The sequence below is a fragment of the Pseudoalteromonas sp. MMG010 genome (assembly GCF_018100905.1).
Classification (GTDB): domain Bacteria; phylum Pseudomonadota; class Gammaproteobacteria; order Enterobacterales; family Alteromonadaceae; genus Pseudoalteromonas.
The window spans coordinates 114,462-135,047 of record NZ_JAGJEG010000007.1 but is presented as its reverse complement, the minus strand read 5'-3'; the positions used below and the strand labels follow the sequence as shown (position 1 = coordinate 135,047).

13 protein-coding genes are annotated in these 20,586 nt (G+C 37.7%); 10 read left to right on the top strand and 3 right to left on the bottom strand.

What is annotated here, in order from left to right; all coding sequences use genetic code 11:
- The first annotated feature begins 46 nt into the window (after positions 1-46).
- Positions 47-475, top strand: a complete 429-nt coding sequence (locus J8L70_RS09390; protein WP_211055311.1) for an Lrp/AsnC family transcriptional regulator — start codon at positions 47-49, stop codon at positions 473-475.
- A 19-nt stretch (positions 476-494) separates the two neighbouring features.
- Here J8L70_RS09390 and J8L70_RS09385 read toward each other — a convergent pair whose 3' ends face one another.
- Positions 495-1,409, bottom strand: a complete 915-nt coding sequence (locus tag J8L70_RS09385; RefSeq protein WP_211055310.1) for a hypothetical protein — start codon at positions 1,407-1,409, stop codon at positions 495-497.
- 690 nt (positions 1,410-2,099) lie between these two features.
- Between J8L70_RS09385 and J8L70_RS09380 the strand changes: the two genes are divergently transcribed.
- The 9 genes from J8L70_RS09380 (at position 2,100) to rluF (ending at position 16,285) form a co-directional block, all read left to right on the top strand.
- Positions 2,100-2,399 carry an isoamylase early set domain-containing protein gene (locus tag J8L70_RS09380; RefSeq protein ID WP_211055309.1) on the top strand — a complete coding sequence of 100 codons (300 nt, stop codon included), beginning with the start codon at positions 2,100-2,102 and terminating at the stop codon, positions 2,397-2,399.
- A gap of 13 nt (positions 2,400-2,412) precedes the next feature.
- A complete protein-coding gene (malQ, locus tag J8L70_RS09375; protein ID WP_211055308.1) occupies positions 2,413-4,407 on the top strand; it encodes a 4-alpha-glucanotransferase in 1,995 nt (664 codons plus the stop codon).
- Positions 4,407-6,629 carry a 1,4-alpha-glucan branching protein GlgB gene (glgB, locus tag J8L70_RS09370; protein ID WP_211055307.1) on the top strand — a complete coding sequence of 741 codons (2,223 nt, stop codon included), beginning with the start codon at positions 4,407-4,409 and terminating at the stop codon, positions 6,627-6,629. Before malQ ends, glgB begins: the two co-directional genes overlap by 1 nt.
- Complete coding sequence (gene glgX / locus J8L70_RS09365) at positions 6,622-8,694, top strand: glycogen debranching protein GlgX (protein ID WP_211055306.1); 2,073 nt, start codon at positions 6,622-6,624, stop codon at positions 8,692-8,694. The genes glgB and glgX overlap by 8 nt, the downstream gene beginning before the upstream one ends.
- Positions 8,678-11,185 (top strand): glycogen/starch/alpha-glucan phosphorylase, encoded by a 2,508-nt coding sequence (locus J8L70_RS09360; protein ID WP_211055305.1) that lies wholly within the window; start codon positions 8,678-8,680, stop codon positions 11,183-11,185. The genes glgX and J8L70_RS09360 overlap by 17 nt, the downstream gene beginning before the upstream one ends.
- Positions 11,186-11,223: 38 nt before the next feature.
- A complete protein-coding gene (gene glgC, locus J8L70_RS09355; protein WP_211055304.1) occupies positions 11,224-12,525 on the top strand; it encodes a glucose-1-phosphate adenylyltransferase in 1,302 nt (433 codons plus the stop codon).
- Between the two features lie 75 nt (positions 12,526-12,600).
- Positions 12,601-14,139, top strand: a complete 1,539-nt coding sequence (locus J8L70_RS09350) for a glycogen/starch synthase (RefSeq protein ID WP_211055303.1) — start codon at positions 12,601-12,603, stop codon at positions 14,137-14,139.
- A 41-nt stretch (positions 14,140-14,180) separates the two neighbouring features.
- Entirely contained in the window at positions 14,181-15,224 is a 1,044-nt protein-coding gene (locus tag J8L70_RS09345) for a DUF418 domain-containing protein (RefSeq protein ID WP_348772148.1), read from the top strand.
- Positions 15,225-15,310: 86 nt separating this feature from the next.
- Positions 15,311-16,285: a 23S rRNA pseudouridine(2604) synthase RluF gene (gene rluF, locus J8L70_RS09340; protein ID WP_211055301.1), complete on the top strand. Its 975-nt coding sequence runs from the start codon at positions 15,311-15,313 to the stop codon at positions 16,283-16,285.
- Between the two features lie 51 nt (positions 16,286-16,336).
- Here the strand turns inward: rluF and J8L70_RS09335 are convergent, their stop codons facing one another.
- Both J8L70_RS09335 and J8L70_RS09330 read right to left on the bottom strand, forming a co-directional pair.
- Positions 16,337-19,408 carry an efflux RND transporter permease subunit gene (locus J8L70_RS09335; protein ID WP_211055300.1) on the bottom strand — a complete coding sequence of 1,024 codons (3,072 nt, stop codon included), beginning with the start codon at positions 19,406-19,408 and terminating at the stop codon, positions 16,337-16,339.
- 2 nt (positions 19,409-19,410) lie between these two features.
- Positions 19,411-20,490 (bottom strand): efflux RND transporter periplasmic adaptor subunit, encoded by a 1,080-nt coding sequence (locus J8L70_RS09330; protein ID WP_211055299.1) that lies wholly within the window; start codon positions 20,488-20,490, stop codon positions 19,411-19,413.
- Positions 20,491-20,586: the final 96 nt, after the last annotated feature.

Here is a 20,586-nt window from a genome sequence, read left to right as displayed (position 1 = left end):
AAAATTGATTAAAATAATATACAAATTAACGAATGGAATTGGCATTTTGATAAGTCCACAAGATGAAAAGCTACTTGCTATATTAAAAACTAATGCAAGAGCGAGTGTTTCTGATTTAGCGAGGTTACTAAACTTATCGCGTTCGACGGTGCAAAGTCGAATGTTAAAACTAGAGCATGCTGGTGTTATAAAAGGATATAGTGTTGATTATGGTGATGACTATTTAGCGAGTTTAGTATCGGCCCATGTTTCTATAAAGGTAAAACAAAAATTAACGACTAAAACTAATTTAGAACTTAAGCACATAGATGCAATATCGCAGCTTTATGCAATCAGTGGAGAGTTTGATTTAATTGCGATTGTACAAGCTTCAAATTTAGAGCAATTAAGTCATTTACTGGATGATATTGGTAACCTAGACGGCGTAGAGCGTACGACATCTTCGGTAATATTAGAGACAAAGTTTAAACGTTAATAATCATAAATGTTATATATTATTGAGTATGGCGTTTAACTACTTTCTTTTCTACTTCATCGAGTTTTATAAAGTAAGCATTACCCCCGATCCCTTTAAATTCTTCATCAGTAAATACGAGGGTATTTTCATCGTAAAAAGTAATGGCTTCTTTTTGTGTAACAATGCCTAAATCGATTCGAGATACATCACCTGAAAAAAATTTATCGTTTTTGAAGTTTTCGAACAACCAAATACTGGTGGAGTCGAGTAAAACTAACTTTGTTCTATCTGGGCTTAGCGCTGCCGAGGTTATCCAGCATAGCTTTTCAAAGGTGGTACATGTTTGAAATGAATCAATAAGCTCTGCTTTGAAATTAGCAGCATGATCTCCCACCTTATAAAGGTTTGTAATGCCATTAAAAGGCTCTGTCCTATTTTTGGTGAACAAATATAAATGGCGATCGAATTCGACAAATGCTTCTAAATCAAAGTTACGCTTATTGGCTGTGATAGGTGTGCCATCAAATTCAGGGTAAGTAAATTTAATTATTTCGGCTTCAGTCGTATTTGTTTTTATATCAATAGGATTTTCTATTTTATAGATGGTAAGCCATTTTCTATCGTTTTTATTATTACCGAAATCACCTAAAAAGAAATGACCAAACTTATTTTGTGTCATATCTTCCCAATCAATATTTTTCGCATTTGTGACTAAAATTTCTTTTTTAATGTGGCCTTGCTTGTTAATTTGATACAGTTTTGCATCATCACCGCCATCGTTAATAGCCCATAAGTTATTATGCTTATCATATTCAATTCCAGATATTTCTTTTAACTTACTATCAATAGAAATTACTTTTTTACTATATAAAGTATATGTTGAAAATCCAATAAAAAGAGCACTTATAAAGATTAAGCTGGCGATAGCGATATAGAATGTTTTTTTAAACATGGTGCCGATGAAAATGAAATAATATGGTTTTATTATAACAAAATCATATGGCTTAAATATATAGCATTAACAAACGGTTGAATAACAACAAGGTTAACGCGTTTTTTTAAACAAATCGGGCATCTTTATTTTATATATAGACACTGATTTATTATCGTAATTTTAAAAACTTTCTTTGTGTTGAAATTTATACATAATATTCACCGGTGTGCATACTTATGCAAGATAAAGACTGGTCTGTCCACTTTTTGTACCCGTAAAGTGTTTTTAGTGAATTTTTATTCGTTTTAAACAGGCTTTTTATTGCTTATTAAATACCCTCTGTGTACTATCTTTTACAAGACAAGTGAATAACAGGGATTTAGTTTTTACTACTGGGCTTTTATGCCACCTTGCCTTCCTTTCTTATTTAAAAGTTTACAAATAATCTCGTTTTTTATTTATGGTTTGATTTTTGCTCAATTGTATTGGTTATAAAATAGACAGCTTAAGGCCGTGTATGTGTTTATATTTGGTGCAAAACTAATTCGAAATGTCTTTTGATGGTGCAAATTGTTGTTGTCATGAAATATAAATAAAAGATTGTTTTAATTTCAAGCAAGTTTATAGGCTTTTAATAACCTATTTTATTTTAATTAGTAAAGTATTTGATGAAGCGTAAATTAAATAAGTGTCTAGTAGGAGTTTAACATGTTGAACAAACGTTTTTTTAAAACAAAAGATGAAGCTGAAATTACTTTCGAGTTTTCTCATCCAGAGGCGACTGAAGTGAGTTTAATTGGTGAGTTTAATGAGTGGGAACCGAAACCAATGAAACTTAATAAAAAGCTAGGTGTCTTTAAATATAAGCAACGACTGCCAATTGATAAAGAGTTTACCTTTCGTTATTTAGTTAATGGTGAAATTTGGGATAACGATCATCAAGCTGATAATTATGTTGCTAATGAATTTGGTTCAGAAAATAGCGTTGTAAATACGCATCGCATTTAGATAAGGCTAATAAATGAACGCACTTTCGCAGTTGTTTTATCTGTCTGGTGTTGGCTATGAGTATACTAAATATACTGGCGAACATGTTTATTTTAGTGAGCAAACCCGTAAACACGCTTTAAGTTGTTGTGAAATAAATGCTGAAGATGATGAAAGTATTGCGCGGCAAAATTATGAGCTAGATGCTGCAACTTGGCTTAAATTTGTGCCCGATGTGAGTTTAGTTGATGAGGCGCAGCCTAAATTAAAGATACGAATTGACGAAAGGCAAATCACATGTCCATGTAAGATATATATAAAGTCAGTAAACGTTGAACATAACTTAGCATCATTAATTGGTTTGTATCAAAGTGGCGAATATATATTAGATGGCATTAAGTATATTGAGCTATTGATACCGCTTCCTCATTTACCCGTAGGTTATCATGCAGCTGAGGTGTTAATCGATGGGGGGCATAGCAATACCCAGATTTGGGTTGTCCCAGAACAAGTTTTTCAAGATGCTGAAGAAAAACGGCTTGGATTGTCGTTACAGCTTTATACGCTAAAGAATAAAGCGGGACTTGGAATTGGTGATTTTAGTGATTTACTGGATTTAATTGATCACTGCGCCAAGCATAATATGGATTATATTTTATTAAATCCACTGCATTTACTTTTTGCAGATAACCCCGATAATGCCAGCCCATACAGCCCCAATAGCCGTGCTTTACTAAACCCTTTATACATAAATATAGCCGCTTGCGTTGAAAGTGAAAATAACCCTGAGTTAAATCAACTTTTGCAAAGTAGTGATATTACTTCGTTGACACAGACCTCTTCTCAATTTATTGATTATAAAAAAGTAAGTGACATTAAATACCGTTTATTTTCGGCCTTGTATAATCAGTTTTCTTGCTGTGCAACAAATCAACGACGCGCGCAATTTAACCTGTATTGTGAAGAAAACAAAATGGCTTTAGCGACCATTAAATCACAAAACAGAGAATTTGATTACTACTTACAGTGGCAAGCCCATTGCCAGTTAGTTGCATGCCAAGCACGTTGTAAAGAGCACGCAATGGCTATTGGTTTAATAAATGATTTAGCCGTAGGTTGTTCACCGGATGGCTGCGAATATAGTAATCAGCAACCGCTGTTTGCTATAAACGCCAGCGTAGGGGCTCCACCTGATCCTTGGGCTGAAGGTGGCCAAAACTGGGGCTTACCGGCACTAAACCCGCACAAGTTAAAGCACGATAATTATGCATTTTTTAAATCGCTGATTCGGGCAAATATGCAAGGTGTTGGTGGTCTTAGAATTGACCATGTAATGGCTTTACGACGTTTATGGTGGTGTTTTGATACCCTAAATGGTCAAGATGGTTGTTATATGTATTACCCTTTTGAACATTTGCTAGCGATTTTAAAAATAGAGTCTAATCTAAACAAGTGTATTGTGATTGGTGAGGATTTAGGAGTGGTTCCGCCAGAGGTAAAAAATGCACTTAAACACGGTGGTATATTTTCTAATAGCCTGTTTTATTTTGAAAAAGATGAATATGGTGAATTTTTGAATTTAAACGACTTTGATTCTCACAGTTTGTTAATGATAGCAAACCACGATGTGCCCCCTTTTGCTGGCTGGTGGCACGATCATGATATAAATATTAAATGTGATTACGCTTTGCTTAATGAAATTGAAAAACAGCAGCAGGTAGAGAATCGTTTATTTGAGAAAGAACGTTTACTTCGTTTTATTAAAAATCACACCAACTGCGAACTCTCTCTACACAGTAATGCAATGACAGTTTATGAAGAATTGGCAAAGTGTTTAGCTAAGTCAAAATCACGTTTATTTGCTTTGCAACTTGACGATTTAGATGAGCAACATTACCCGGTAAACATACCCGGTACACATACAGAATATCCAAACTGGCGCCGTGTATTAAATCATTCTTGTGACACAATATTTTCTAAACATGCTTCTTTTTTAGCTCAGATCGATTCGTTAAGGAATATGAAATAATGAGTAAAAGTACATCATCTATATCACACACAACTAATTACGATGCGCAAGTAAGTGCTTTACAAAGTGGCTGTTTTAAAGACCCATTTAGCTTTTTAGGGGCACATGAATTAAAAAATAATACAACAGAGATACGCCTTTTCTTACCCGCTGCCATTAATGTAAAAGTAAATATTAAAGGCCAATTAGTTGATGCAGTACGTTACCAAGATACTGATTTGTTTATTGCAACGTTGCCTCAGTTTCCATTACTGCCTTATCAATGTCAGGTTAACTACCCACAAACTGACGTTGTGTACTTTGATGAATACAGCTTTAGCAGTGCATTAGATGAGCAAGCAATGTATTTATTTAATGAAGGGAGTTTAGAGCATGCTTATCAGCATTTTGGTGCGCACTTTACCCAATTAGAAGATGTTGATGGTGTTCGTTTTTGTGTATGGGCTCCAAATGCTGTAAGTGTGTCAGTGATTGGTGATTTTAATTACTGGCAATCAAATCGCCACTTCATGCGTTTTCACCCAGCCAGTGGCGTGTGGGAGTTATTTATACCGCACTTAAAAGCAGACATGTGCTATAAATATTCGATTACGACACAGCATAAAGAGGTCATTGAAAAAGCCGATCCATTTGCCTTTAAAATGCAACAAGCCCCGGGTACCGCTAGTATTTTGCAACATAAAGCAGCCGCTATTGCATTAGATTCAAACGCAATGGCTAATAGGGCCGCACGAAACCACATTGATGCGCCCATTAGTATTTATGAAGTTCATTTAGGTTCGTGGCAGCGTGAACAAGACAACCGGTATTTAAGTTATCAAGAGTTAGCAGATAAGCTAGTAAACTATGCCATTGATTTAGGATTTACGCATTTACAATTAATGCCTATTAGTGAGTACCCCTTTGATGGTTCATGGGGTTACCAACCAGTCGGATTGTTTGCGCCAACAAGCCGCTTTGGCTCTGTAGATGATTTTAGGTATTTTGTTGAGCAATGCCATAAGGCAAATATAGGTATTTTGCTCGATTGGGTACCCGGTCACTTTCCAAGTGATCCCCATGGTTTACATAAGTTTGATGGAACGCATTTATATGAACATGCCGATGTTCGTCAAGGCTTTCACCCTGATTGGAATACATATATTTATAACTATGATCGGCCGGAAATAAAAAGCTTTTTAATTTCTAATGCGATGTATTGGTTACACGAATTTGCCTTAGATGGGTTAAGAGTAGATGCTGTTGCGTCAATGTTATATTTGGATTACAGCCGAAAAGAAGGTGAATGGGTCGCTAATTGTTTCGGTGGACGTGAAAACTTAGGGGCTATTGAGTGTTTAAAGCAAGTCAATATGCGCACTTATAAAAATAACCCCGGTATTATGATGGTGGCTGAAGAATCAACAGCTTGGCCAGGGGTTACACAAAGTGTTGAACACAATGGTTTAGGTTTTGGCTACAAATGGAATATGGGCTGGATGAATGACAGCCTGCATTATATGCAAAACGACCCACTGTATCGCTCTCATCATCATCATGAAATGACTTTTTCGATGGTGTACGCATTTAGTGAAAATTATATTTTACCTCTTAGTCACGATGAAGTTGTTCATGGTAAAGGGGCGCTAGTTGAGAAAATGCCAGGAGACGATTGGCAGCAATTTGCTAATTTGCGCGCTTATTATGCATTTATGTGGGCCCACCCAGGGAAGAAGCTGTTATTTATGGGCGGAGAAATAGCCCAGCGCCGAGAGTGGAATCATGATCATTCAATTGATTGGCATTTACTACAATACGACAGCCATCTAGGGATGCAAAAAACAGTAAAAGCACTTAATCATGTCTATAAAAACGAACCTGCTTTATATCAACTCGATAATAATCCGGCCGGTTTTTCGTGGATAGACAATAATAATGCCACACAAAGCATTCTAAGCTTTGTACGCTTTGCAAATGACAACAATGATTTTGTTGTGGTTATTGCTAACTTTACACCGACTTCATATCAAAACTATACCATTGGTGTTCCACAAGACGGCGTTTATCAGGTGATTTTAAATACTGATGATAGCGAATTCTTTGGTTCTGGTATTGCAGCAAGTAACAATAAAAACAATTTAGTACACGCATTCAAATCATCAAATCATGGTTTTAACTATTCAATAGATATCGCCTTAGGTGGATTAACGACACTGTATTTAAAAAAGGTAAATGATGAGTGACCCATTTATAGTTGAGCAAGGTTTTGTAGAACCTTTAGGCTCAACATTAATTAATAATGGTGTAAATTTTGCGCTTTATGCACCAAAAGCCAAGCAAGCGTATGTGTGTTTATTTGATAAGAGTGGGCACACAGAAATTTCTAAAATCGCGATGAATATCAATGAAGGCGGTGTTTGGAGCATCTATATATCATCGTTAACTGATGGTGCTTTGTATGGTTATCGGGTTGAAGGCGAATATAAGCCCGAGCATGGTTTATTTTTTAATGAGCATAAATTATTAATAGACCCTTATGCAAAAAACTTGTTTGGAGAGTTTACATGGAGTGAACGCCATTATGGACAAATGCCTATAGGGACAAAAAGTACAGCAAATAATGCTATTGATATGCCTAAATCAAAAGTCACTGCTATATCGCCCTATAAGGGAGAAAAGCCAAATCATAAATGGTGTAAAACCGTTATTTATGAATGCCATGTAAAAGGTGCAACTGCTCGACACCCTAAAATACCCAAAGCATTACAGGGTAAATATTTAGGGTTAAGTCATCAAAGTTTTATTGAACATTTACAAAATATAGGCGTCACTGCCATTGAGTTACTTCCTGTGCATTCTTTTATTAGTGAGCAGTTTTTAACAGGAAAAGGATTACAAAACTACTGGGGTTATAACACGCTTAATTTCTTCACACCCCACCGCGAATTTTTAGTTAATGATGATATTAACGAATTTAAGCAAATGGTAAGCGAACTGCACAAAGCTGATATTGAAGTGATTTTAGATGTGGTTTACAACCATACTGCTGAAGCGGGAAGTGATGGACCCATTTTATCTCTACGTGGCTTAGATAATCATGCTTACTACAGAACTTTACCAGATAAACCAAGTGTTTATATTAATGATACGGGGTGTGGTAACACCATAAATATTGACCATCCTAAAACATTACAATTAGTGCTCGATAGTTTACGTTATTGGGTGGAAGTGATGGGGGTTGATGGCTTTAGATTTGACTTGGCCACTATTTTAGCACGTACCCCACAGGGCTTTAGTGCTGCACACACCTTTTTACAAGCCATTGCACAAGACCCTATTTTAAATAAAGTAAAACTGATTAGTGAACCATGGGATATTGGCCCAGGTGGCTATCAATTGGGAGCATTCCCTTCGCCTTGGCGTGAATGGAATGATCAATATCGCGATACCGTAAGACGTTTTTGGCGTGGCGATGAGGGAAGCATTGCTGATTTGTCTAAACGCTTACATGGCTCGTTTGATATTTTTGAGCACAGTCATCGCGGCCCATTAAATAGTGTGAATTTTATTACTAGCCACGATGGTTTTACGCTGGCCGACTTAGTCAGTTATGAGAACAAACATAATCAAGCGAACGGTGAAGATAACCGAGATGGCCACAGTGGTAATTACTCTTTTAATTGTGGTGTTGAAGGCTTTACTAGCGATAAAAAAATAACTGCTTTGCGATTACAACAGCAAAAGAACTTTTTACTTTCTTTGTTATTTTCAAAGGGAGTGCCGATGATTGCTGCGGGTACTGAAATTGCCCATTCTCAAGGGGGCAATAATAATGCGTATTGTCAAAATAACCGTACAAGCTGGCTGGCTTGGAAAGACTCGCAATTAAACCATACATTAAGCCAATTTATTGATGATGCACTTAAAATTAGAAAAGGCCATCGGGCTTTTAAGCACAGTGTGTTTTTAGCCGATGTAGACGAGCGATTTACCGTGAAGTGGTTTACTGAGCACGGTAAAAGTATGCAAGTTGAGCATTGGCATGACCCTAAACGAAAATTTTTAATGTACAGCATGTTAGATAAAGATGAGCAACATGCATTACTAATTATATTAAATGCAAACGACAAAGATCTCGCATGTCGATTACCTGCATCGCCGGTTAATGCGCCATGGGAATTGGCTTTATCGAGTTTAAATAATGCATCAGCGAATATCGCTGATGATGCTATTTGTAATATTAATGCACAGAGTAGTTGGGTTTTTAGTGCAACTTTTGAGGATGAAAAAGATGGCCAAACAAAATGATCAAGTGTGTGTGGTAAAGGGGTGGGAAGATGGCCCAGTGATAGATGAAAGTACACTTAATGATGACCTATCACGCCATTTCTACTATACCTTAGGACGTAATAAGGTCGGTGAATCGCAGTTGTATTTATACAATGCGTTAGCACTAACTATTCGCGATAGACTGGTTGCGCGTTGTCGTGAAACGAATAAACACATTGAACAACAAAAAGGCCGTAAAACCGCTTATTTATCTCTCGAATTCTTAATGGGGCGCGCATTAGGTAATGCGGTGTTAAACCTTGATTTAGACCAACAAGTTGCCAGTGCTTTGCAAGAGTACTGTACTGAACTTGAAACCGTAGCACAGGCAGAACATGATGCCGGTTTAGGTAATGGTGGATTAGGGCGTTTAGCTGCTTGTTTTTTAGATAGTTGTGCAAGTTTGGCATTGCCTGTTGTCGGTTATGGCATTCGTTATGAATACGGTATGTTTAATCAATCACTCAAAGATGGCCACCAAATAGAGCAACCCGATAACTGGTTAAGAGAAGGTCATCCTTGGGAGCTGAGCGCTCCCGAACAAGCTAAACGAGTGAAGTTTTTTGGTCATGTACAAAGTTATACCGATAAAGATTCGCGAGAACACCGTCAATTAACAGGAACCCAAGATGTTCTGGCTGTGCCTTATGATGTACCTATCCCTGGTTATAAAAATAATGTGGTAAATACCTTAAGATTATGGAAATCAGAAGCAACAGATGAGTTTAACCTAACTGAGTTTAATGCCGGTAGTTACTCCGAAGCGGTGGCGCAAAAAAATCTAGCCGAACAAATTACCATGGTTTTATATCCAAATGATGCCAGTGAAAATGGTAAAGAGTTGAGATTACGTCAACAATATTTTTTATCCTCAGCCAGTATTCAAGATATTGTTGATCAATGGGTTGCTAAACATGGCGAAGATTTTAGCGACTTTGCTAAGCATCATGTTTTTCAACTTAATGATACCCATCCAAGTATTGCTGTTGCAGAGCTGATGCGTATTTTGATGGATGATTACGAACTTACTTGGGATGCGGCATGGGATATCACCAGTGCAACAATGGCTTATACAAATCATACACTATTGCCAGAAGCGCTTGAAAAATGGTCGGTATCGTTATTCTCACGATTATTACCACGTATTTTAGAAATTATTTACGAAATTAACGCACGCTTTTTAGCAAAAGTGGCGCAGCAATGGCCTGGTGATACACAAAAACAACGTGCGTTATCACTAATAGAGGAAGGGGCAGAGCCGCAGATCCGCATGGCCTATCTTGCGATCGTAGGTAGTTTTTCGGTGAATGGAGTTGCCGCTTTACACACTGAGTTATTAAAAGAAGGTTTATTTAAAGATTTTTATGATTTATGGCCTGCTAAATTTAATAACAAAACCAATGGGGTCACTCCACGACGCTGGGTTGCGCACTGTAATCCACTTTTAAGTAAATTAATTTCACAAAGTATTGGTGATGGGTGGGTTGCAGATTTTGCAAAAATTAGTCAATTACGCCGTTTCTATGATGATAAAAAGTTTCACAAACAATGGCAAAGTGTCAAAACACAAAACAAACAACGTTTAGTCGACCTAGTTAAAGAGCGGTGTGATGTAGATTTTGATGTCACTATGATGTTTGACGTTCAAGTTAAACGTATTCACGAATATAAGCGCCAATTGCTTAATGTATTGCATGTTATTCATTTATACGACCGCATACGTCGTGGCGATACAGAAGGCTTGGTACCTCGTTGTGTTTTACTTGGAGGCAAAGCTGCTCCTGGGTATTACATGGCTAAAAAAATCATTAAGTTAATTAATAATGTTGCACACGTTATTAATAAGGATCCAAAAGCGGCGCCTTATTTACGTGTCGCATTTTTACCTAACTATAATGTAACTGCGATGGAAACAATTTGTCCAGCAACGGATTTATCGGAACAAATATCAACCGCAGGTAAAGAAGCGTCTGGCACAGGCAACATGAAGTTCATGATGAACGGCGCACTGACAATCGGCACTTTAGATGGTGCAAATATCGAAATTAGAGATGCTGTTGGCAGCGATAACTTCTTCTTATTTGGTGCACAAACCAGTGAAATAGATGAGATAAAGTCACGCTATAACCCAGCAAAACTGGTTGCCGAAAATAGCGATTTAGAAAATGTAATGCAGTTATTGCAAAGTGGTCAATTCAATTTATTTGAACCGGGTTTATTTGACGATATTATCAACGCCATTATGAGCCCACACGATCCATGGTTAGTTGCACATGACTTTGAAAGTTATATTGCAGCCCAAAAGCAAGTAGAGCATGCGTATAAAGATCAATATTATTGGACACAGATGAGCATTTTAAACACCGCTGCCAGTGGTATGTTTTCTAGTGATAGAACCATAGCGCAATACAGTGACGATATTTGGCATTTAGAGCCTTTAACTATTAATGACACTCACACAAATAAATAAAGTGTCATTAAAAGCCTAAACTAAACGGAGAGAGTATTATGCCAAACAATGCGAATCGCTATATAAGTAGCTTAACAAGAGAAACCTATGCTCTAGTTTTAGCTGGTGGACGAGGATCTCGATTACACGAATTAACCGATTGGCGGGCTAAGCCGGCGGTGTATTTTGGCGGGAAGCATCGAATAATTGATTTTCCTTTATCAAACTGTATTAATTCAGGTGTACGCCGCGTAGGTATAGCAACACAATACAAGTCGCATTCACTCATTCGCCACGTTAATAGAGCATGGGGACACTTTAAAAAAGAGTTGGGTGAATCGGTTGAAATATTACCAGCATCACAACGCCAAGGCGACGATTGGTATTGTGGTACTGCGGATGCGGTTTATCAAAATATTGATATTATCCGCCATGAACTGCCGAAATACGTCATGATTTTATCGGGCGATCATGTGTATCGTATGGACTATGGTGCCTTACTCGCTAAACATGTTGAAAACGGTGCAGATATGACCGTATGTTGTATTGAAGTGCCTGTTGAAGAAGCCGCAGATACGTTTGGTGTTATGACCGTTGATGAGCAATCAAGAGTGTGTCGTTTTGATGAAAAACCATCACAGCCAAATTCTATTCCAGGGCAACCCGGTGTGTGTTTAGCCTCAATGGGTAATTATGTATTTAACACTGAGTTTTTATTTGAGCAACTTAAAAAAGATGCTGAAACAGAAGGCTCTGGTCGCGATTTCGGCCATGATATTATTCCAGCGATTATTCAAGAGCACGAAGTATTTGCATATCCATTTAGAGTTAATGACGAAGAAATTCAGCCATATTGGCGTGATGTAGGGACTTTAGATTCTTTTTGGGAAGCTAATATGGAGTTAGTCAGTCCACAACCCCAACTTGATTTATACGACCCAACTTGGCCAATATGGACCTATCAAGAGCAATTACCTCCTGCTAAGTTTATTTTTGATGACGATGATCGCCGAGGCATGGCCGTTGACTCAACGGTATCGGGTGGTTGTATTATATCCGGTTCGCTTGTAAGAAAATCGCTACTATTTTCTAATGTATATGTGCATTCATTTTGTGAAATAGAAGAGTCGGTGATATTACCAGGGGCGGTGATTAATCGACATTGTAAAATTAAGCGCGCAATTATAGACCGAAGTTGTGAAATTCCTGCGGGCCTTGAAATTGGTTATGATCGAAAAACCGATGAAGAAAATGGTTTTAGGGTATCTCAAAAAGGTATAGTCTTAGTGACTCGCGAGATGCTTAGCGCATTGGCAAAAAAACTAGAGCAAGAAACCGAAGAAAACAAAAAGTTAGCTTAAGTATATAGGCCTAACTAAAGCCCACTTTAGCGAGTGTTAAAGTGGGTTAATAATAACAAAAGAAGAGAAAACTAAATGCATGTATTGATGGTTGCAGCTGAAAATGATGCCTTACCAGGTGCTAAAGTAGGCGGGGTAGCCGATGTTGTAAGAGATATACCTAAAGCACTAGCAGAGCAAGGCTGTAGTGTTGATGTTATTATTCCTGATTATGGATTTGGCCATTTAAATAGACAACATATTGGTCAGTTAAACGTCCAATATAAAGGCGCTTTACATCAATTGAGTGTTTATAAAATAGAGTCTACGCAGTCAGGGGTTTATCAGTTTGTAATTTCCCATCACTTATTTAGTGATGCTGGTGGTGCAGTGTATTGTAATGATGCGCCAGGTCGACCTTTTGCAACAGATGCGAGTAAGTACGCATTATTTAATGCGGCCGTATGCGAGGGGTTATTACAAGGTATATTTAGACGTCCTGATGCGTTACATTTACATGATTGGCACAGTGCGTTAGTGGCTGTGTTGATTAAATACAGCGCTCGTTATAAGCCACTGCAAGCTATACATACGGCTTATACCGTTCATAATTTAGCGCTACAAGGGATAAGGCCATTTAAACATGATGATTCGAGTTTAGAGGCTTGGTTTGAAGATCTAACTTATGATAGATATGAGCTGTGCGATCCCCGTTACAGTGACTGTTTTAATCCAATGCGAAGCGCGATTAATTTAGCAGATAAAGTCCATTTAGTGTCTCCCACTTATTCGCAAGAAGTACTAAAAGCAAGCAACTACGAACAAGGTTTTTTTGGCGGAGAAGGACTCGAAAGAGACTTGCAAAATAAAGCGAATGCCTCGAATGTTGTCGGCATTTTAAATGGCTGTGAATATACCGAAATCCCCGCACATAACGAAACTCAACATAGTTTATACAACCAAATTGAACAGTCTTTGTTTATTTGGATGGCTACTCAAACTCAGGTGCAATCTAGTCATTACATTGCACATCAGCGTTTACAGCAGTTTAAAAGCAGTAAAAGTACAGGACCTTTAATTACCAGTGTGGGTCGTTTAACCGAACAAAAGGTGCTGTTATTAGCTCAACAATATGACCAAACCTTAATGCTCGATAAAGTGTGTGAATTAATAGCACAATTTAAAGGTCGGTTAATTATTTTAGGTTCGGGTGACAGTGATTTAGAAGCTTTATTTTGTAAAGCAATGGCGCGTAATAGTAACTTTTTATTTTTAAAAGGATATGCGCAAGGTGTTGGCGACACTTTATATCAGCTAGGTGATTTATTTTTAATGCCTAGCTCGTTTGAGCCGTGCGGTATAAGCCAAATGTTGGCAATGCGAGCAGGGCAACCTTGCTTGGTACACAGTGTCGGTGGACTTAAAGACACCGTTGTACATAACGAAACAGGTTTTTGTTTTACAGGTGACTCGTTAAATAAACAAAATGAGGCGCTATTATCTACTTTAGAATCCGCATTAAGTATGCATAAAAAGCAACCTAAACAATGGCTTGAAATAGCTAAAAATGCACAGTCACAACGTTTTAGTTGGGATACAGTTGCCCAAGATTACATTAAATACTTATATCGCTAATGCCTAGACTGTATAACCTCGACTTTATTCGTGGCATAGCTGTGCTAGGTTTGGTTTATTTAAATATTTATACCTTTGCTATTTTTGAACTTGATTACGTTGCATCAAACACCCCACCTGCGAGTGATTATGTTATTACTCGCATTAATGTGTTTTTTTTAGAGGGACGTTTTAGAACTCTGTTTAGTTTGCTGTTTGGTGTTGGCTTGTATATACAGTTTCAGCGAATGTCGCATGATAAACAACTAAAGAAACGGTTAAAATGGCTTGCTGTATTTGGTTTAATTCATGGTTTTGTGTTTTGGGCTGGAGATATTCTTTTAGCTTACGCTTTGGCTGGGCTTTATATCACTGATTATTTAAATGATAGTCAAAGCGAATTAATTAAGCGTGCTACACGTTATATTTTAGTGAGCGTGTTGGTGGTATTTTTTATTATTTTAGGTGCACCTGAATCTGTATTAACCCGAGAAAGTAGTGAGTTTATTACACTTTATAGTGAAAACTTCGCGAGCTTTACTGCGATTATAAAAAGTAACCTGATCATGAACTTATTTATCTTAGTGATGCTTCCCTTATCAACTATGTGGATGTGTGCAGGGTTAATGCTAGTGGGTATTTATTTATATAAAAGTAACGTATTTGAAAAAGGCTTATCAACGCCTGTCCTACAATTATCGCTTGCAGTGAGCATTTTATTTAGCATATTACGCGTATTGACGCTAAACGATACAGGGGGAGTCGTATATGCAATGCAAGATATATTCATTACAGTCGCGGCTTTATTTATGGCAATGCTTTATTTGCATGTTGGCGTTAAGTTTTGTCAAAGTAATGCGTCAAAAGGTAAATTAATTCAAGCAACAGGGCGCTTAGCATTTACGTTATACATAAGCCAAACGCTAATGCAGCTGTTATTATTTAAGGGGTTGTTTTCTCAGTGGGTGCTTGAGTTTAACCGTATTGATTATTTTATTGTTGCTACCCTTTTAGTGATTGTACAATTGGCGTTTGTAGCAATTTATAGTCAATTTAATAAACAAGGCCCATTAGAATATGTTTGGCGTAAACTTAGCTATAAATAATTCACGTTTATAATGAAATTAAAGGCGAAATATTTACTTTGCTGGTTTACACTAACGACCCTCAAAAACTAACACGCAAAATAACCATGACTGAATTAAAACGTTTAAATAAATTTATTAGTGAAACCGGATTTTGCTCTCGTCGTGAAGCCGATAAATATATTGAGCAAGGGCGTGTTACAGTAAATGGCCAACAACCCGAGATGGGAGTTAAAGTTGCCCCTACCGACGTTGTGTTAGTCAATGGGAATCCTCTTAAAGCAGTGCCTAAGCGTGTATACATTGCTTATAATAAACCAGTAGGTGTTACCTGTACTACAGAGCGTAAAATTCAAAGTAATATTGTTAAAGCGGTTAATTATCCCGATCGTATTTTTCCTATTGGACGTTTAGATAGACCATCAGAAGGCTTAATATTTTTAACCAATGAAGGCGATATCGTTAATAAAATTTTAAGAGCGGGCAATAACCACGAAAAAGAATACCTTGTCAGTGTAGATAAACCGCTTAACCGCCAATTTGTTAATAAAATGGCAAGTGGTATCCCCATTCTTGATACGGTTACTAAAAAATGCAAGGTAACACAAACAGGCCCTCAACAGTTTAAAATTGTATTAACTCAAGGGTTGAACCGTCAGATCAGACGTATGTGTGAGTATTTAGGTTATGAAGTTGTGACACTAAAACGTACTCGTATAATGAATGTGACACTCAAAGGATTAAATGTTGGTAAATGGCGTCATTTAACTGAATCTGAAATGGCACAAATCAATGACTCAATAGCCGACTCGGGGAAAACACAAGAGCACTCGGTTGACTCGAATAAACACGTGTCAGATAAAACCAAACCCGAAAAACGTAACTTCCAAGGTGAAAACCCACGAGGTTTTAGTCGCTCTTCAGGTACTAATGAAGGGGGATATAAATCGGGAAGTAAAAAAAGAACAGCACATTATGCTACAAAGCCTGGGGCTGACAGTGGCAATAAAACACATCAAAAGAGTAATAAAGTTAGCGCTAAACGTGCAAAGCCAAGTGGCACTTTAAGTTTAAAAAAATAAAAAAACGCAGCAACCGCTGCGTTTTTATTATGTAATTAAACAGTTGTTTAATTACTTGTTTTGCGCTTGATAGGGAATTTTAAAAATCACCGTGTAAAGCACAGGGACTACAATCAGGGTTAAAATAGTCGCAAAGCCTAAACCAAACATGATTGTTACCGCCATCGATTGAAAAAACACATCAAATAATAACGGGATCATGCCTAAAATGGTGGTTATAGCAGCCATTGCAACTGGACGTACACGGCTTACGCCTGAATCAAATACCGCTTGATAGGGCGCTTTACCTTCACGTAATTCTAGATTAATTTGATCTACCAACACGATACCATTTTTAATTAGCATTCCACTTAAACTCAATAGGCCCAATAAGCCCATAAAGCTAAAGGGCGCGTTCATAACTAATAAACCACCGCTCACACCTATGATAGCTAAAGGAACTGTTGCCCAGATAACAAGTGGTTGCTTAATTGAGTTAAACAATAAAACTGTAACAGCAAACATGGCTAAATAACCTAAAGGTAATGAGCCAAATATTGCTTTTTGAGCTTTGCTAGACGATTCAAACTCGCCACCCCATTGCATTTCATAGCCATGTGGTAATTGCATTTCTTCAATTGGTTTTCGAATGCGAGCAAAAAGTTTAGCCGGTGTTTCTTCGCCTAATACATCATGATCAGCCATGACCGTGATAGTACGTTTACGATCGCGACGCATAATAAGACTGTCTTCCCATTGCACAGTAAACGCATCAACAACTTGTGTTACTGGTACAAATACGCCTAAAACAGGACTATAAATTTGTAAGTCGTGCACGCTTTCAACATTTAACCGCTCATTAGCAGGAGATCGTGCAACGATAGGTAATAATTGTGTACCATCACGATATACACCTACTTGTTTACCCGATAAGCTAGTTAATAGCACGTCATCTAAGTCTGATTTGCTAATACCTAATCGTCTTGCTTTTTGCTCATTAAATTGTGGACGGAGCATTTTTGTCCGCGCTCGCCAATCATTGCGTATATTATAAGCTTGACTATCTTGCGCGATAATATCTTGTGCTTGAGTTGCTAATTGGCGTAAAACGACAGGATCAGGACCAGAAAAACGCGCTTCAATTTTGGCGTTTGTTGAGGGACCTATATCCATTGGCTTAATCTTTAATTGAGCCGAAAGCGCGTTGCTATCAGAGTAATCACGGACTTGGCGCATGACTTTAGCCACCGCCTCTCTATCTTTTACTCTAATAATTAGCTGACCATATGCAGGGTATGATCGCTCTGGGGCGTAAGTAAGCATAAAGCGTGGTGCACCTTGGCCTACCGTGCTGGTTACTTCTTCTACTAAAGGTTGTTTTTGTAAATACGCTTCTAGATTTTTAACGCCCTGTAAAGTTGAGCGAATATCTGCGCCTTGTTGTTGCCAATAATCAACGTAAAACATAGGCGTGTTTGATGCAGGGAAGAAAGACTGTTTTACTGAACCAAACCCAACCACAGCGCTACATAATAAAACGAACATCAGCACTAAGCTGGTTTTTCTATAATGCATACACACATCGAGTATCGTTTTATAAGTGGTAAAAATGAAGCCTTTATATGGGTCGTCATCTTCTTCGCCTTGCTTATTTTTGAACTCATTTTCTTTAAACATTAAATTAGCAAAAAACGGGGTGAGGGTAATCGCCGTGATCCAGCTTAATAACAACGAAATAAAGAGCACCCAAAATAAGCTTCCTGCAAATTCACCGGTTGCATCGGCACTTAAACCAATTGGTGCAAACGCGGTGATTGCAATGACTGTTGCGCCTAGTAAAGGCCATTTAGTTTGTTCAACAATATTAATTGCCGCTTTGAGCTTTGTTTGCCCTCGTTTTAAATTAATCAATATGCCTTCGGTCACGACAATGGCATTATCAACTAACATCCCCAAAGCAATAATCAATGCACCTAAAGAAATACGTTGTAAATCGATGGCAAATAATTTCATAAAAATAAATGTACCCAGTACGGTCAGTAATAAAATACCGCCAATAAGTACACCACTTTTTAAGCCCATAAAAATAAGCAAAATAATGATAACGATAGCTATTGCTTCAACTAAGCTAACAATAAAGCCATCAACCGACGTTGCCACTTCTTTTGGTTGGTTATACACCGCGTTAATATCAATGCCATGTGGCCGTTGATACTCTAAATTAGCCAGGTGTTTATCAATATTATGGCCAATATCAACCACATTCACACCAGACATAAATGACACACCAATCAGTAAAGCTTGATTTGAGTTATAACGAATAACATTACTAGGGACTTCGGCATATTCTCGGTATACCTTGGCCACATCCCCTAAATAAATAAGCTCACTGGCCCCCGGTTTTGAGATTAATAAGGTCTCTAATTCTGTTACATTTTTAAATTCGCCAGTGGGGTGTAAACGGATAGATTCATCTCCTACACGAATTTTTCCTGCATTAGAGACGGTATTTTGTGATTGTAATAAAGCAAATATATGGCTAGGTGTTATCCCTAATTGGGCTAGTTTTCGAGTTGATATTTCCACAATGACTTGTGGTTTTTGTTCGCCAGCGACGGTGACTTTACTTACCCCTTTGACTACAACGAGCTCGCGCTTTAAATAATCCACATAATCTTTTAGCTCGTCGTATGAGTAGCCATCACCAGTCACGGCGTACATCACTCCGTACACATCGGCAAAATCATCAAGTATTGTGCTAGGGTATACACCACTGGGTAATGAAGGAGATAAATCGTTTATTTTACGACGCATTTCATCCCAAATTTGTTGTAACTGTGCTTTACGGTAGGTGCTTTTCATTTCAACCGTAATTTGTGACTTACCGTTTGATGAAATTGAAGTAACGTAATCAACATAAGGCAGTTGCTGAATGGCATTTTCAATAGGAAATGTCACTTCTTCTTCTACCTGTTGCGGTGATGCTCCCGGGTAAAGCGTTATTACCATTGCTTTTTTAAGCGTAAATTCAGGGTCTTCTAGCTGCCCTAAATCAAAATACGAGACACTACCGCCAATTAATAGCAGTAGTGTAAACATCCAGCTAATGACTCTTTTTTCAATCGATAGTTGGGCAAAGCTCATAATTATAAACCTCGCTCTTTATTCCATGGGCGAACCTGCATGCCTTCTTTAAGAGAATGCACACCCGCAGCCACAATAATTTGACCTTCGGTTACACCGCTTAGCACTTCAATCCCATCACGGTGTAATTGACCTACCGTTACGCTTTTTTTATGAACTTGCTGGGTTTTTTCATCATAAATCCATACATAGGCATTATCCGAAATAGTTTCGGTTGGTTCAGAAAATACAGATTCATTGGGTAATATTGTATAGCTGGTTTGTGACTCAGTGACTTTTGCAATATCAATAAAAACACGAGCGGTCATACCCGCTAATAAGTTAAAGTCGGTGGGTACTGGCAGTGAAAATACAACTTTGTAAGTTAATGTGGCTGGATCTGCTTGCGTATCCCACTCTTTAATACTTAACGAATATTGCTTGTTATCATAACCATCAAAGATAACGGTCGGGTGGTAACCCGTTCCTTTTTTAAAGCGCGCGACAATTTTTTCGGGTACTTGAATCACAACATCCATTAAGTCGCGGGTTTCTAAGCGTAATATATTTTGTTTGGCTTGAATGTTTTCAAAGTTTTTAACAAATACCTTTGCAACTGTACCAGCAAATGGAGCGCGTAATTCGCTGTATTCTAAATTTGTTTCGGCAATTTTAAATGCAGATTCAGCCACTTGCATGTTTGCTGTGGCTTCATCAAGCTCAGATTGACTGGTGATGCGCTTATCGAATAGTTTTTCTATGCGGTTTAATTGAGATTTTGCTAATTCGTAACGTGCTTTTCTCTCATCGTATTGTAGCTGAAAATCTTCGGGATCTAATTTTGCTAAAAGTTGTCCTTTTTTTACGTGCTCACCAGCTAAAACAGGAAATTCAACGAGCTCGCCATTAACACGAAACGCTAAATATGACCCTTGATTGGCAACTACCTCACCAGGAAAACTACGTAAGTTTGTTTGCGAATCGTGGCCTATAGTGAATAATTTAACCGGACGAATGAGCTTTTCTTTCGTTATTTTCGGTTCTGAGCATGCAACTAATCCTGTAATAACGGTGGCTATTAAACAAAAGCGAAAGAGGTTCATGTGTTCTCCGAACAAGGTTTTACAAAATAATTAAGTGCAGCATACGCTGCAAACATATAAAATAAAAATCATTATATTTTAAAAACAATATAAATT